At 62.5% G+C, this 14,117-nt stretch carries 11 protein-coding genes; 7 read left to right on the top strand and 4 right to left on the bottom strand.

The window, feature by feature from the left end:
• The first annotated feature begins 1 nt into the window (after position 1).
• From BAUR9175_RS00925 to BAUR9175_RS00900, 6 genes are all read left to right on the top strand, one after another.
• Positions 2-1,309 carry a deoxyguanosinetriphosphate triphosphohydrolase gene (locus tag BAUR9175_RS00925; protein ID WP_009881496.1) on the top strand — a complete coding sequence of 436 codons (1,308 nt, stop codon included), beginning with the start codon at positions 2-4 and terminating at the stop codon, positions 1,307-1,309.
• Between the two features lie 3 nt (positions 1,310-1,312).
• Positions 1,313-3,532: a DNA primase gene (gene dnaG, locus BAUR9175_RS00920; protein WP_069600277.1), complete on the top strand. Its 2,220-nt coding sequence runs from the start codon at positions 1,313-1,315 to the stop codon at positions 3,530-3,532.
• Between the two features lie 104 nt (positions 3,533-3,636).
• Positions 3,637-4,281: a TetR/AcrR family transcriptional regulator gene (locus BAUR9175_RS00915; protein WP_009881494.1), complete on the top strand. Its 645-nt coding sequence runs from the start codon at positions 3,637-3,639 to the stop codon at positions 4,279-4,281.
• 11 nt (positions 4,282-4,292) lie between these two features.
• Entirely contained in the window at positions 4,293-6,059 is a 1,767-nt protein-coding gene (locus BAUR9175_RS00910) for an MDR family MFS transporter (RefSeq protein WP_101582674.1), read from the top strand.
• On the top strand, positions 6,001-6,966 hold the full coding sequence (locus BAUR9175_RS00905) for a D-2-hydroxyacid dehydrogenase (protein ID WP_009881492.1): 966 nt from the start codon (positions 6,001-6,003) through the stop codon (positions 6,964-6,966). Before BAUR9175_RS00910 ends, BAUR9175_RS00905 begins: the two co-directional genes overlap by 59 nt.
• Positions 6,963-7,562 carry a hypothetical protein gene (locus BAUR9175_RS00900; protein WP_009881491.1) on the top strand — a complete coding sequence of 200 codons (600 nt, stop codon included), beginning with the start codon at positions 6,963-6,965 and terminating at the stop codon, positions 7,560-7,562. Before BAUR9175_RS00905 ends, BAUR9175_RS00900 begins: the two co-directional genes overlap by 4 nt.
• Positions 7,563-7,695: 133 nt before the next feature.
• Here the strand turns inward: BAUR9175_RS00900 and BAUR9175_RS00895 are convergent, their stop codons facing one another.
• Both BAUR9175_RS00895 and BAUR9175_RS00890 read right to left on the bottom strand, forming a co-directional pair.
• Positions 7,696-9,123, bottom strand: a complete 1,428-nt coding sequence (locus BAUR9175_RS00895; RefSeq protein WP_096145619.1) for a glyceraldehyde-3-phosphate dehydrogenase — start codon at positions 9,121-9,123, stop codon at positions 7,696-7,698.
• 53 nt (positions 9,124-9,176) lie between these two features.
• On the bottom strand, positions 9,177-10,217 hold the full coding sequence (locus BAUR9175_RS00890; RefSeq protein WP_096145618.1) for a YhjD/YihY/BrkB family envelope integrity protein: 1,041 nt from the start codon (positions 10,215-10,217) through the stop codon (positions 9,177-9,179).
• A gap of 102 nt (positions 10,218-10,319) precedes the next feature.
• On the opposite strand from BAUR9175_RS00890, the gene BAUR9175_RS00885 reads away from it, so the two are divergent.
• On the top strand, positions 10,320-11,066 hold the full coding sequence (locus tag BAUR9175_RS00885; protein WP_069600274.1) for a DedA family protein: 747 nt from the start codon (positions 10,320-10,322) through the stop codon (positions 11,064-11,066).
• Between the two features lie 34 nt (positions 11,067-11,100).
• On the opposite strand, the gene BAUR9175_RS00880 is transcribed toward BAUR9175_RS00885, so the two are convergent.
• Together BAUR9175_RS00880 and BAUR9175_RS00875 are read right to left on the bottom strand one after the other, a co-directional pair.
• A complete protein-coding gene (locus tag BAUR9175_RS00880; RefSeq protein WP_009881487.1) occupies positions 11,101-12,138 on the bottom strand; it encodes a glutathione S-transferase family protein in 1,038 nt (345 codons plus the stop codon).
• 105 nt (positions 12,139-12,243) lie between these two features.
• A complete protein-coding gene (locus tag BAUR9175_RS00875; protein ID WP_180957317.1) occupies positions 12,244-14,052 on the bottom strand; it encodes an AMP-dependent synthetase/ligase in 1,809 nt (602 codons plus the stop codon).
• Positions 14,053-14,117: the final 65 nt, after the last annotated feature.

Below are 14,117 nucleotides of genomic sequence, written 5' to 3'. Positions count from 1 at the left end.
AATGCCATTCGAAACTCACCCACGCACCTCGGTGCGCTCGGGGACCGTGGCGGTCTACACGCCGTGGGACGAGGAACGATGGGTGAGCGAACCGGCGAAGAATCCACGCCGCTCGGCCTTTCAACGTGACCGGGCCCGGGTGCTGCACTCCGCGGGACTGCGGCGTCTGGGCGCCAAGACTCAGGTCGTGTCACCAGGCACTGATGATTTCGTCCGCACCCGGCTCACCCACTCTCTCGAAGTCGCTCAGGTCGGGCGCGAACTTGCCCGATACTTAGGCTGCGATCCCGACATCGTCGACACCGCGTGCCTGAGCCATGACCTCGGCCATCCGCCCTTCGGTCACCACGGCGAGACCATCCTCGACGCCCTGTGCATCGACATCGGCGGATTCGAGGGCAATGCGCAGACGCTGCGCCTGGTCACCCGGATCGAGCCGAAGGTGATCGCCGATGACGGCCGACCGGCAGGACTCAACCTCACGCGGGCCAGCCTCGACGCACTTACGAAATATCCCTGGTCACGGAGCGAAGCGTCCGCGGGGCGGCGTGACTCCGGCGTGCGGAAATTCGGTGTCTACGATGACGACAGGGGAGTCTTCGACTTCTACCGCGACGGGATCGAGAACGGCAAACGGTGTATCGAAGCCCAGGTGATGGATCTCGCCGATGACATCTCCTACTCCGTCCACGATGTTGAGGACGCGATCGCCGGGGGCCACCTGCATCTGGGTGAATTCGCTGCGGAGAGCCGTCGGGCTGAGCTCTTCGACATCACCCGCAAATGGTATCTGCCGACCACGAGCGACGAAGAGATGGACAAGGCGCTGTCGCGGCTGCAGGCGGCCGCGTACTGGCCCGCGGATGTCTATGACGGTTCCAGGAAGGCCCAGGCCACGCTCAAGCACATGACGAGTCAGCTCATCGGGCGGTTCGTCGGTGCGGCCGAAGCCGCAACACGTGAGGAGTTCGGCTGGGAGCCCCTGGCCCGTTACGCGGCCTCGCTGGTCGTCCCCGAGCCCACGGTCGTCGAGATCGCCGTCCTCAAGGGTATGGCGACGTTGACGGTGATGGTCGCCGAAGACCGTCTGCGACTCCATGACATCCAGTCTGCCGTCATCACCGAGTTGGCCCAGTGGTACTCCGCGATGCCGACCAAGCTCGACCCGATGTTCAGAGCCGACTACTTCGAAGCTGCCGACGATGCGGCACGGCTGCGTGTCGTCGTCGACCAGATCGCATCACTGACCGACCATTCTGCCTGGGCCCTGTACCACCAGCTCAAAGCAGGGGCGGGGGATCGTCTCTAGACCATGGCCGGACTGATCAAACGTGAGGACATCGACGAGCTGCGCAGTCGAACCCGCATCGACGAGGTCGTCGGTGAGTTCGTCACGCTCAAGACCGCGGGAATCGGCTCACTCAAGGGGTTGTGCCCCTTCCACGATGAGAAGACTCCCTCGTTCACGGTTCGCCCCCAAGTCGGGATGTATCACTGCTTCGGCTGTGGTGAGTCCGGCGACGTGTTCTCGTTTCTGCAGAAGGTCGAACAGCTCAGCTTCGTTGAGACGGTCGAGGCGCTGGCCGGCAAGATCGGGATGCATCTGCGCTACGAGGACGGCAAGGGCCCCGACCGTGAGCAGGCCAGCCGACGACAGCGGCTGCTGGAGATGCACGAAGTCGCACAGCGCTTCTTCACCCAGTGCCTGGAATCCGAGCAGGGGCAGATCGGTCGGGAGTTCCTCGAGGGTCGTGGCTTCCCACTGAGTTCGAGCAAGGAGTTCGGCCTCGGCTTCGCCCCCAAGTCCTGGGATTCTCTGACCAGCCAGCTCAAGCGGGCCGGCTTCACCGAGGAGGAGATCCTCGCCGGAGGTCTGGCCAGTGAAGGCGGCCGCGGCATCTACGATCGTTTCCGCGGCCGGGTTGTCTGGCCCATCAAGGACATGACCTCTCGGACCATCGGCTTCGGTGCCAGGCGACTGTACGACGATGACAAGGGGCCGAAGTACCTGAACACTCCGGAGACGGCTCTCTATCACAAGAACCAGGTTCTCTACGGTCTGGATCTGGCCAAGAAGGACATCGCGAAGACCAAGCGCGTGGTCATCGTCGAAGGCTATACCGACGTCATGGCCGCGCATCTGGCCGGCGTCACACAGGCGGTGGCGACCTGTGGAACGGCTTTCGGGCCTGAGCATGTGAAGATCGTTCGGCGTCTGCTCGGCGATGATCCGACAGGCCAGGTGATCTTCACCTTCGACGGCGACGCGGCCGGACAGAAGGCGGCTCTGCGGGCCTTCGAATTCGAAAGCGAGTTCACCGCTCAGACCTTCGTCGCCGTCGAACCCGATGGGCTCGACCCCTGCGATCTGCGGATGCAGAAGGGCGATGGGGCCCTGCGCGAGCTCATCGACGGTCGAAAGCCGCTCTTCGAGTTCGTCATCACCACCGCAATCTCTCGCTACGACCTCGACTCGGTCGAAGGTCGGATCGCAGCAGTCAAGGCCAGCGCCGAGGTGCTCGCTGACATCCGGGACCGCAATAGTCTCAGCCACTACTACCGTTTCGTCGCCGGTCGCATCGGTGTCGACATCGACGAGGTGGAATCTGCGGTCAGAGATGCCCGGAAACGTCCCAGCAGACCGCAGGCGAACCAGTCTCGTCAGCCTCAGCCTGCCCCGTCCCAGACCCCGCCCGGTGCCCCGCCAGTCGCATCGGGTCCGCCGGGGCAAGCAGGCGCGTCGCAGGCGCAGAGGTACGGATCTCAGGGCCAGCAGAGGTCGGGTCATCCTGCATCGAGGCCACAGTCCTCGGGCCAGTACGCGCCGGGACAGCAGGCACGGGGTCAACAGCCATCCGGCCAGCCGACACAGGGACAGCAGCTTTCCGGCCAGCCCGCATCGGGACAGGGCCAGCAGCAGGGGGCGGACGCACAGCGGCCGTCCACGGGATTCGCACCCGCAGGGGGAGGTGCTGGGGGAGACGACACCGCCATCGAGTACGTCTACGATGAGCGCCCCGACGTGTCGAACTTGTCAGCACCGATCAGCCCCGCTCGCCTGAAGACAGAGAAGGGCGCCCTGATGGTGGCGCTGCAGCATCCCGAGTTCGTCAACGCCAAACTGTTCGATTCCCTGTCCGCACGAGCCTTCGAACACCCCGGCTATCGACGGATCCAAGCCGCGGTGAAGGCTGCCGGCGGCCTGAAGTCGGCCGGTGGTGCGCAGACAGCGGGAACCGCCGCCGCTACACGTTGGGCCGACGCGGTCCTCTCCGCCAGCGCCGAGGACCTTAAGCCCTACGTCACACAGCTGCTGGTGACGCCCTTGCCGGTGGCAGACGGCGTCAGCGCGGAAGGGTTTGCCCGCGGCATCGTGGCCCGTCTCTTCGACTACGATCTCGAACGCATCGCCAAGGAGCTGCACTCGCGACTGCAGCGCCAGGACACCACTGACACAGCTGCGCAGACGACTCTTCTGGGGCAGCTCCAGGTGCTCGAACAGCACCGGGCGCGGCTGAAGACTCTCATGTGAAGACACCGATGTGAGGGCTGCGATTCTCGCCTGAGAACGTGAAATAGTGCACAATTGCAATTTTGCAGTTGATGAAATGTTGCATGAGATGCAAAAATGGTCTCATGCGTGAATCCGAACCCGAATCCCTCCGTGCCAAAAAGGCCCGCCAGACGCGTCATGCGCTGCATGACGCGGCGATCACTCGGGTTCTCGATGAAGGACTCGAATGCGCGACGGTGGCGAACATCGCCGCCGACGTCGGCGTCTCCACACGAACCTTCTTCAACTACTACGCGACGAAGGAAGACGCCATCGTCGGCCTCGACGAATCCAACATCGACGCCACACTGGTCGATGACTACGTCCACTCCGATTCCGGGGTGGAGAATCTGGCCGAGGACACTGCCCGCTTCGTCCGCGAGGTGCTGCTCATGGGATCGATGGATCCCAGCCTGCCGGCCCGTCGCAGGAAGCTGTTCGCCCGCTATCCGGAGCTTGTCAGCAAGCGCTTTGACCGGGCCGAGGCCCTGGAAGAGCTCGTGGCCGAACACGTGCTGGCGCGTCTGCGCTTTCTGGGCCAAGAGTTCTCCACTGAAGAATCGGCCTGGCGCAGCGCCAGGATGCTCACCCAACTGTGCCGGGTGCCCCTGAACCATGCTGGACAGACGGTCAAACGCTCACCCGAGCGCATTGACGAGAAAACCGGCACACAACCACTCTTCGAAGAATCATTGGGACTCTTCCTCAAGGTTCTGGACCGACTATGACAAAGGCTGAAATGAGAAGCAATCAAGGACTGCGAACCGGGGAGATGCCGAAGACCCCGGAAGACAGCAGCGAGCCAGAGCAGATGAAGACATCTGCGATCATCCTGCTCTTCGTGGGACTCATGATCGCCATGTTCATGTTCTCCCTCAACCAGACGGTGCTGGCGACCGCCCTGCCGACAATTGTCGGTGAACTCGACGGCGTCGACCAGATGCTGTGGGTCTCCACCGCATTCATGCTCGCCTCGACGATCATGATGCCCATCTACGGCAAGGTCGGGGACCTGTTCGGTCGCAAGCCGCTGTTCATGTTCGCGATCAGCTGCTTCCTGCTCGGCTCGGTCTTCGCGCTCATCGCCAACGATATGGGCATGCTCATCTTCGGTCGTGTGCTCCAGGGCATCGGCGGCGGTGGCATGATGATCCTCTCGCAGTCCATCATCGCCTCCGTGGTTCCCGCACGTGAACGCGGCAAGTACATGGGAATCATGGGATCCGCCTTCGCAGTGTCCTCGGTCGCAGGTCCCCTCATCGGCGGCTGGCTGACAGAAGGACCCGGCTGGCGCTGGGCCTTCGCCATCAACTTCCCACTCGGCATCATCGCTCTCTTCGCTGCCGCCATCTTCCTCAAGGTGCCCAAGCGTGCCCCCGGACCACGCCCGAAGATCGACGTCATCGGTATGGCCCTGATCTCGATCGTCACTTCCTGCATCGTCCTCGTCTCCGCCTGGGGCGGGCACGACTACGAATGGGGCTCATGGCAGATCAACGGACTCATCATCGTCGGAGCACTCTCCATCGTCGGTTTCATCTTCGTCGAGCTCAAGGTCAGCGAACCGGTCATCCCGATGTACCTGTTCAAGAACCGTGACTTCCTGCTGTGCACCATCGCTGGCCTGTTCATCGGCATCGGCATGTTCGGTGTCCTGTCCTACATGCCCACCTACCTGCAGATGGTCCACGGAATCGACGCCACAGTGGCCGGACTGATGATGGTTCCCATGATGGGCACGATGCTCATCTCCTCGACCCTCATCGGCTTCGTCGTCTCGCGCACCGGCAAGTACAAAAAGTACCCGCTCATGGGCATCCTGATCATGGCCGCCTCTCTGGTGCTGCTCTCGCAGCTCAAGGCCGAAAGCGCCGCGTGGGAGACCATGGGCTGCTTGGCTCTGCTGGGACTCGGACTGGGTCTGAGCATGCAGACGCTCGTGCTCGTCGTCCAGAATGCCTTCCCCGTTGCCATGGTCGGCACAGCCACCGCGTCGAACAACTACTTCCGCCAGGTCGGAGCGACCCTGGGCATGGCCTTCATCGGGTCGGTCTTTACTCAGCGCCTCCTGGACAACATCAAGGACGGGATGGGTGAGCTCGCCAAGGCCGCACCCTCACAGCCGCTGCCGAAGGTCTCCTCGACGGGGCTCACACCCCAGATCGTCGCCGACCTGCCTGAGCCGCTGCACAGTCTCATCATCACGTCGTACAACGACGCCCTGGTGCCGCTGTTCCTGTGGGTCGCCCCACTGGCAGTCCTCGGGTTCGTCTTCCTGTGCTTCCTGCCCAACACGCCATTGGCGCAGACGCTCAAGGCCGACCCTGCAAAGCGCGAGCTTGTCACTGTCGGGGCCGACTCCTCTGCAAGCCACGCGGATTCGTCCGCCTCTCACGCCGTCACATCCGATAGTCTGGCGGAGAAGGCTAGGCTGAAGGAGTCGACTCATGACGGTACTGACATTACTCAACGCCCCGGGGACGGAGATTCCCGACCAGCTGACTGACCTCGGTCACAGGGAGGGAGTCGAACTTCGGATCGTCGAGGCACAGGATCTCGGCTCTGCTCTCCCCGGCACTGATGTTCTCCTGCTCTGGGACTTCTTCTCCAAAGCGCTGCGCAGCGAGTTCGACCGTGCTGACAGCCTGAAGTGGATCCATGCGGCCGCGGCCGGAGTCGACTCGCTGCTCTTCGATGAGCTGTCGGCCTCGGATGTCGTCGTCACCAATGCGCGGGGGATCTTCGACCGGCCGATCGCGGAGTTCGTGCTCAACTACATCCTCATCCATGCGAAGAACTCGCTGGGTTCGCTCCAGGACCAGAAAACATCGACCTGGAACCGTCGCTCGACGAAGAACCTCGCCGGATCTCATGCCATGGTCGTCGGAACCGGGTCGATCGGGAGAGAGATCGCCAGAGTACTGAGCGCGCTCGACGTCAACGTCACCGGCGCCGGCAGCCGTGCTCGGACCGGTGACGCCGACTTCGGAACCGTCATCGACTCGGCTCAGCTGAGTTCGCATCTGTCGGGAGTCGACTGGGTGATCAACATTGCACCGCTGACGGAGAAGACGAGGAACCTCATCGACGCCGAGGTGTTCGCCGCCATGGACTCGGATGCCTACTTTGTCAATGTCGGTCGTGGGGAGGGAGTCGTCACCTCCGACCTCGTGAACGCACTTGAGACGGGCCAGATCGCCGGCGCCGGACTCGACGTCTTCGACGAAGAGCCTCTGCCTGCCGATCATCCGCTGTGGCAGGCGGACAACGTCATCGTCACCCCGCACATGAGCGGGGACACCGACGGATGGCGCATGCGTCTGGCCAACCAGTTCGTCGACCTCTTCGACAAGCACATGGCAGGTGAGGCATTCCCGCACACGGTCGACAAAGCAGCGGGATACGTGCGATGAGCGAGAAGTCTGACCATGCTGACGAACGGGCGTACCTCGCTCGAGTCGTCAGCGAGCTCATCGCGGTGCGCCGAGCGCGACTGCTGAGCATGCTGGTCTTGGCTCTGGCCATGCTCGTCGCCGGAATCGGTGCGGCGATGCAGGCGCAGGGGACTCGGGTGGACACGGTCCTGCTGTTCTCCGCGTTCAGCCTCATCATGATCGGAATCGTCTGTGCACTGGGGGCGATCCTCGCCTGGACGAGGATCAATCGTGACGTCCTTGACTCGGCGGCCTCGGCCAAACCCGCCCGCGCCAAAGCTCCGAGAACCCGCAATACGGGAATGGCGGTCGCGATCGGCTTCGCGGTGCTCGGGCTTCTGTTCGGATGGATGCTGTTCACGGCGACACCGATCCTGGCCATCGCCATCGTTCTGGCGTGTGCCGTTCTGGCCTGCCTGGGTCCGATCTGGGCCAATGAGCTCTCCACCGCCGATGATCGCTTCGCCGTCATCCTCGACAGCGACGACGAACTGGCCAAACGGTTCAGCACCTACACCCCTATCTGGCTCCACGAAGCGATGGAGAATGAGAAGGCAGGCCAGGACCGAGCCTGAGCGCGCATCCATCACCAAAGACTCAGAGACGAACAAACGCCCGCAGCCATTCAGGCTGCGGGCGTTTCATCTTCCGATCGGAGGAACGGACCGCTGACGATCAGATCAGAGGAACGGACCGCTGACGATCAGATCAGGGGAAGGCGGGAACGTCGACCCCGGCCATCTTGGCCACGCAGCGGATCACCTGGCAGCTGTAGCCGAACTCGTTGTCGTACCAGACGTAGACGACGACACGGTCATCGTCGACGATCGTGGCCAGACCATCGACGACACCGGCCCGCTTCGAGCCGACGAGGTCGCTGGAGACGAGCTCGGGGGAGGAGACATAGTCGATCTGGTTGCGCAGTTCCGAATTCATCGAGGTCTCACGCAGGAATGCGTTGAGCTCATCGACGCTCGTGGCTTTCTCAAGGTTGAGGTTGAGGATCGCCATCGACACGTTCGGAGTGGGAACGCGGATCGCATTGCCCGAGAGCTTGCCCTTGAGCTCGGGAAGAGCCTTCGCCACTGCCTTGGCAGCACCGGTCTCTGTGAGCACCATATTGAGTCCGGCGGCACGACCACGACGGGAGCCCTTGTGGAAGTTGTCGATGAGGTTCTGGTCGTTGGTGAACGAATGCACCGTCTCGACGTGACCGTTTCGGACCCCGTACTTGTCATGGAGGGCCTTGAGCACAGGGGTGATCGCGTTCGTGGTGCACGAAGCCGCTGACATGACCGTGTCCTCTTCGAGGATGGCCGCGTCATTGACGCCGTAGACGATGTTCTTGACCTCGCCCTTGCCGGGCGCGGTGAGGAGGACCTTCGAGGCACCCGGGCAGGCCAGGTGCTTGGACAGGCTCTCCTCGTCACGCCAGATTCCCGTGTTGTCGACGATGATCGCATCGTTGATGCCGTATTCGGTGTAGTCGACCTGAGAAGGATCGTTGGAGTAGATGACCTGGATCAGGGTTCCGTTGGCCTGGATCGTGTTGGCCTCTTCGTCGACGACGATGCTGCCGTCGAAGCTGCCGTGAACGGAATCGCGGCGCAGGAGCGAGGCACGCTTGACGATGTCATCATCGCTGCCCTTGCGGACGACGATCGCACGCAGGCGCATCCCCGTGCCGCCGGCACGATCGATGAGGATGCGGGCGAGCAGGCGACCGATGCGACCGAAGCCGTAGAGGACGACATCGCGAACGGCGCCTTCTTCAGCATTGCCTCCGGTGACCGATGCCAGCTCCGTGGAGAGGAAGTCCTCGACCGAGGCCGACTGGTCCTGCAGCTTCTGGATGAGGCGACCCAAGTCGATTCGAGTGGGACCGAGATCGAGTTCGATCAGAGCGCGGACGATCTTCAGGGTCTCTTCGATGTCGAGATCCTCGCCGAGGAAGTGGCGGGCATAGCGGTGAGCCTTGATCATCCCGGTCACCGACTTATTCAGCAGAGAACGGCCGAACAGCGTCAGCAGCACATCGTTCTCGCGGTAAAGTCGTCCGGTCAGTGGAATGAGTTCTTCGGCGGCAGTCTGCTTGTTCGCCCATTCGTTCAGGCGAGCCGTCGTTGCATCAGTCAAAGGTCGTGTCTCCTCGGTCAGTTGGCGAATTCTCGCTCAGTCTAACGCGTTGTCTACTCGTGTTTCGTCTGGCGCTCATCGAGTCGTCGGAATCCGAGCAGAGTCAGCGCGATGATGCCGGCGCCGGCCAGCAGCGCACCCAGGCTCTGGATCTGGACTCTCGGTTCGACGAAGCGGTATTCGGGCGTGGAATCCTCCTGCGGGCGCGGTGGCGTCGCGGTGCCGATCCAAGCGGCGACGAAGAGGATGATGCGGGCGAAGACATTCATCGTGAGCATGATCGCGATGATCGAACCGAAGGCACCAGCAGCCTTGTTGCCGGAGAAGAGGTCGACGAGGACCGTGGCGAAGTTGATGAGAATGGTGAAGGCCAGAGCACCGATGAGGGAGCCCCGGATCTTGGCCCTTTTGCCCACCGGGTGGTCGGGCAGCATGGTGAAGAGGAACATGAAGATCAACCACGCGGCACCGAAGGTGATGAGGGGCGGGATGATGACCAAGAGGGCCCTCGCCCAGCCGGGAAGGCTGAGCAGGTCGCTGATGACGGACCCTAAGCCGGCGCCGACGACAGTCAACGCCACGGTGAGCAGCAGGCCGATGATAAGCCCCAGCAAAGTCACGACGTTGTTGAGGACCTTCTTGACGAACGACTTGTCTTCGATGACATCGTCGAAGTCCGCGTGGAGTTGAGCTCGCACAGCAGCACCGAGGTTGCCGATGAATCCCTGTCCTGTGTAGAGGGCAGCCAGGATGGCGATGATGCCGACCGACTGCCAACTGGTGAGGAAGCTCTCAAGCTGTTCTGTCAGCGACGAGTTGCCGCCTACCTGAGTCTCGATCTGCTCGACGACGACGGGGAGGAGCTCGGGTTTGAGGACATCGAGGACGAAACCGAGGCTCGCGAAGGTGAACATCGCGATGGGCATGACTGCGAGGACCAGGAAGTAGGTGATGGCTGCACCGAACTGGTTGCCCAACCGTTCGCCGAAGCGCTTGACGGCCCGCTTCAGGTGGGCGGGTCCCGGCTGGGTGATGGCGTTGTGGCCGACTTCGGCGACGGTGTTGCGTGAGGCCAGTACTTTGGCTGGTGCCACTTCGTGCTCCTTCGATCTTGACCCGCAGGTGTCTGTTTCAACACTAACCGCTGGGAGCGTCCTGAGAGGGGTGGGCCGCGCCTCCAATCTAGACTTTTGACCATGCCGACATTGTTTTCGACTGTCCCGTCCACAGATCTGCTGCTCTCCGCTGGCTCCTCAGCGGCGGAGAATCTCAGTGGCTTCTCCGGCTGGGCGGTGAGGCTCATGGAGGCGCTGGGTCCTCTCGGCGTCGGGTTCTTGGTGTTCTTGGACAATATCTTCCCACCCATTCCCAGTGAGCTGGTGCTGCCGCTGGCGGGCTTCACCGCCAGCCAGGGAAGCATGAACATCGTCTTGGCGATCATCTTCGCAACAGTGGGCTCCGTCGTCGGCGCGGTGATCTTGTGGGCCCTGGGCAAATGGATCGGTCTTGAGCGCATCTCTCGCATCGCAGTGAAGATGCCGCTCGTCGACGTCGACGATGTGCACAAGACGGTCGGCTGGTTCGACAAGCACGGTGACAAGGCCGTGTTCTTCGGTCGGATGGTTCCGATCTTCCGGTCTCTGATCTCCATCCCCGCCGGCATGCGGAACATGTCGATCATCAAGTTCCTGGTGCTGACCACGGCCGGCAGCGCGATCTGGAACACCATTCTCATCGTCGCCGGCTTCTACCTCGGTGAGAACTGGTCGATCGTGGAGACCTACGCCGGTTACTTCCAGACTCTGGTCATCGTTGCTGTGGTCGTCTTCGTTGTGGTGTGGATCGTGCTCAAGATCCGCAAGCGCTCACGAGCCAAGGCCGCGGATCGCACCGATGCCGCCGGCGAAGACACCGAAGGCCCAGCCGACCCGTACGGGGGCTGAGCCTTCGGTTAGGTTCAGTTCGCAGCTGCGGCCATCACAGCCAGGCTGCTGCGGTGTGTTCCTCAGGAACTTCCTCACCGGCGCGCACCGGCCCGGGTGCGGTGCCTTCGCCGAAGGGTGAACCGCCCAGCTTCTCCCGACCGTGAGGCGAGAGCCAGCCGGAGAGGTCAGGGCCCTTGGGGACGACCTGCGTCGGGTTCACATCGACGTGGACGATGTAGTAGTGCTGTTTGATCTGGGTGAAGTCCACAGTGTCGCCGAATCCCGGCGTCTGGTAGAGATCGCGGGCATAGCCCCAGAGATTCTCGAAATCGCGCAGGGTCTGACGGTTGCACTTGAAATGACCGAAGTAGACCGGGTCGAAGCGAACCAGAGTGGTGAAGAGACGGACATCCGCCTCGGTGATGGAGCCTCCCATGAGATACCGGGAATGGCTCAGACGCTCTTCGATGGTGTCCAGGGCAGTGAACAGTCGGTCGAAGGCGGCTTCGTAGGCCTCCTGCGACCCCGCGAAGCCGCAGCGGTAGACGCCGTTGTTGATCTCGGTGTAGATCAGGCGCATGACCTTCTCCATCTCGTCCCGAGACTCCTCGGGCCAGAGATCAGGGGCGCCGGCGCGGTGATACTGCTTCCACTGTGAGGAGAAGTCTTCGGTGATCTGTGGGAAGTCGTTGGTCACGACTGCGCCGCTGGCGATGTCGACCATGGCAGGAACCGTGATTCCGCGCGGGTAGTCCGGGAACCGGGCAAAGAACGCCTGCTGCAGGCGCTCGATGCCCAGCACCGGGTCGACGCCGCCGGGATCGAGGTCGAAGGTCCACGACCGTGCATCGTGTGTGGGCCCCGGCATGCCGATGGAGATGACGTCTTCAAGGCCCAACAGCCTGCGGACGATGATCGTTCGATTCGCCCACGGGCAGGCTCGCGCGGCGATGAGTCGGTATCGACCCGGCTCGACCGGCCACTGGGAGTCGGGATCGGCAAGGATTCGGTCCTCGATGTAGTTCGTGTCCCGGTCGAATGCCTCGCCCTTGGCCACATAGCTGTTCATCTGGCTGCTGTCATCGGACATTGTCATCTCCTTCGGAAAGTGCCTTGTTCATCTCGCACAGTCCCAGCCTACTTCCGTCGACCGCAACGCGGTCAGTCGGCACGGAGTCAGTCCACCGCGGAGCGGTCAGTCGGCATAGAGTCCGTCGATGTCGGCTGCGAAGTCTTTGCCGACGAGGTGGCGCTTGACCGACTGCTTCGCCGACAGGTATCCGTTGTCTTCGGAGAGCTCGACGGGCAGGATGGTGAACTTCTTGATGCCTTCGGCCCGTGACACCGTTCTGTTGACGGTTTCGACTGCCTTTTCGACGGCGGCTCGCACTGTTTCGTCGTCCGCTGCCTGAGGCAGATCCATCTCGGGCAGACCGTTGTTCTTCAACCAGGTGGGCAGCATCTCCGAGTCGAGGAAGATCAGCGCTGAGATGTACTTGCGGTTGTCGCCGACGACGACGGGCTGGCCGATGAGCGGGTGGCGACGCAGGGCATCTTCAAGTGGTGCCGGTGCGATGTTCTTTCCGCTCGAAGTGACGATGATCTCCTTCTTACGTCCGCTGATCGTGAGGTATCCGTCTTCATCGAGCGAACCGAGATCGCCGGTGGAGAACCAGCCGTCGTGGAACTCCTTGTCGGTGGCCTCCTGGTTGTTCCAGTACTCGCGGAAGACGGGGACGCCCTTGGCGAGGATCTCGCCGTCAGGGGCGATGGCCACGCTCACACCGGGCAGGGGAACGCCGACGGTGCCGATCTTGGCCTTCTCAGGCACGTTGACGGTGATCGGAGCTGTCGTTTCCGTAAGACCGTAACCTTCGAGGACGACGAGGCCGACGCCCCGGAAGAAGTGGCCGAGGTGGGCGCCGAGAGGACCGCCACCGGAGACAGCGGCGCTGACGTTGTTGCCCATTACCGTACGGAGCTTCGAATACACGAGCTTGTCGAAGAGTGCGTGCTGGAGCTTGAGTGAGACGGGGATCTTCTCGGCATCCATGGCCTTGGAGTAGGCGACTGCGACCCGCTCCGCCTGACGGAAGATCTTCTCCTTGCCGCCGGATTCGGCCGTGGCCAGTGCGGAGTTGAAGACCTTCTCGAAGACGCGGGGGACTCCGAGGATGAACGAGGGTCGGAAGCTGCCGAGTGCGTCTGTGAGCTTCGTCAGGTCGGACTGGTGGGCCAACAGGGCACCGGAGCTGACCGAGAGGACCTCGATGAAGCGGGCGAAGACGTGTGCCTGAGGCAGGAACAGCAGGGCGCGCATGCCGTGCGAGAAGATCTCGGGGATCTGTTCCTGGGCAGCCTGCACGGTCTGGACGAAGTTCCCATGTGTGAGGACACAGCCCTTGGGCTTACCTGTGGTGCCGGAGGTGTAGATGAGAGTGGCAACCGAGTCGCCGGTGACCTGTGAGCGTGCGGCCTCGAGCACATCATCACTGATCTGTCGTCCGGTGGTTTCGAGTTCGGAGAAAGCGCCCTGGTCCCAGACCCACAGCTGTGGGGCGGCAACTCCGGCAGCGGCTGCGGCGGCTTCAACTCGGTCGGCATGCTCACGGGTGCTGACGAGACCGCGTCCGACCGCGGCGTCCTTGATCATCCAGGCAAGCTGAGATTCCGAGGAGGTGTCGTAGAACGGCACGGAGATTCCACCGGCGAACCACACGGCATAGTCGCTGAGAGTCCATTCGAAGGAGGTGGGGCCGAAGATGGCGATCCGGTCTCCGACCTCGACGCCGGAGGCGATGAGCCCCTTGGCTGCGGTTCGGACCTGGGTCAGGAATTCTCCGGCGCTGACTTCGTCCCAGCCGTTGTCAACCGGTTTGGCCAGCAGCGGCAGGTTCGGGTCTTCGGCAGCCTTCGCGAGGAAGACATCGGTCGTCGATGACGTCGTATCAACCTTGAAGCCGACAACTGGAGTGGTCGATTGGGGCATTGTCGCTGGGCTCATGAGCTCTCCTTTGGGGCATAAGTTACTGCCCGGTCATACTACTGGTCCTGGGCTGTGAGGTGAAA

This window comes from Brevibacterium aurantiacum (assembly GCF_900169065.1).
Taxonomy (GTDB): Bacteria; Actinomycetota; Actinomycetes; order Actinomycetales; family Brevibacteriaceae; genus Brevibacterium; species Brevibacterium aurantiacum.
This window is presented reverse-complemented; position numbering and strand designations above follow the sequence as displayed.

Coding starts and splice junctions, on each gene's coding strand:
- BAUR9175_RS00875 (WP_180957317.1), bottom strand. CDS start 14,052: ATGAGCCCAGCGACAATGCCCCAATCGACCACTCCAGTTGTCGGCTTC.
- BAUR9175_RS00925 (WP_009881496.1), top strand. CDS start 2: ATGCCATTCGAAACTCACCCACGCACCTCGGTGCGCTCGGGGACCGTG.
- BAUR9175_RS00880 (WP_009881487.1), bottom strand. CDS start 12,138: ATGTCCGATGACAGCAGCCAGATGAACAGCTATGTGGCCAAGGGCGAG.
- BAUR9175_RS00900 (WP_009881491.1), top strand. CDS start 6,963: ATGAGCGAGAAGTCTGACCATGCTGACGAACGGGCGTACCTCGCTCGA.
- dnaG (WP_069600277.1), top strand. CDS start 1,313: ATGGCCGGACTGATCAAACGTGAGGACATCGACGAGCTGCGCAGTCGA.
- BAUR9175_RS00910 (WP_101582674.1), top strand. CDS start 4,293: ATGAGAAGCAATCAAGGACTGCGAACCGGGGAGATGCCGAAGACCCCG.
- BAUR9175_RS00915 (WP_009881494.1), top strand. CDS start 3,637: ATGCGTGAATCCGAACCCGAATCCCTCCGTGCCAAAAAGGCCCGCCAG.
- BAUR9175_RS00905 (WP_009881492.1), top strand. CDS start 6,001: ATGACGGTACTGACATTACTCAACGCCCCGGGGACGGAGATTCCCGAC.
- BAUR9175_RS00885 (WP_069600274.1), top strand. CDS start 10,320: ATGCCGACATTGTTTTCGACTGTCCCGTCCACAGATCTGCTGCTCTCC.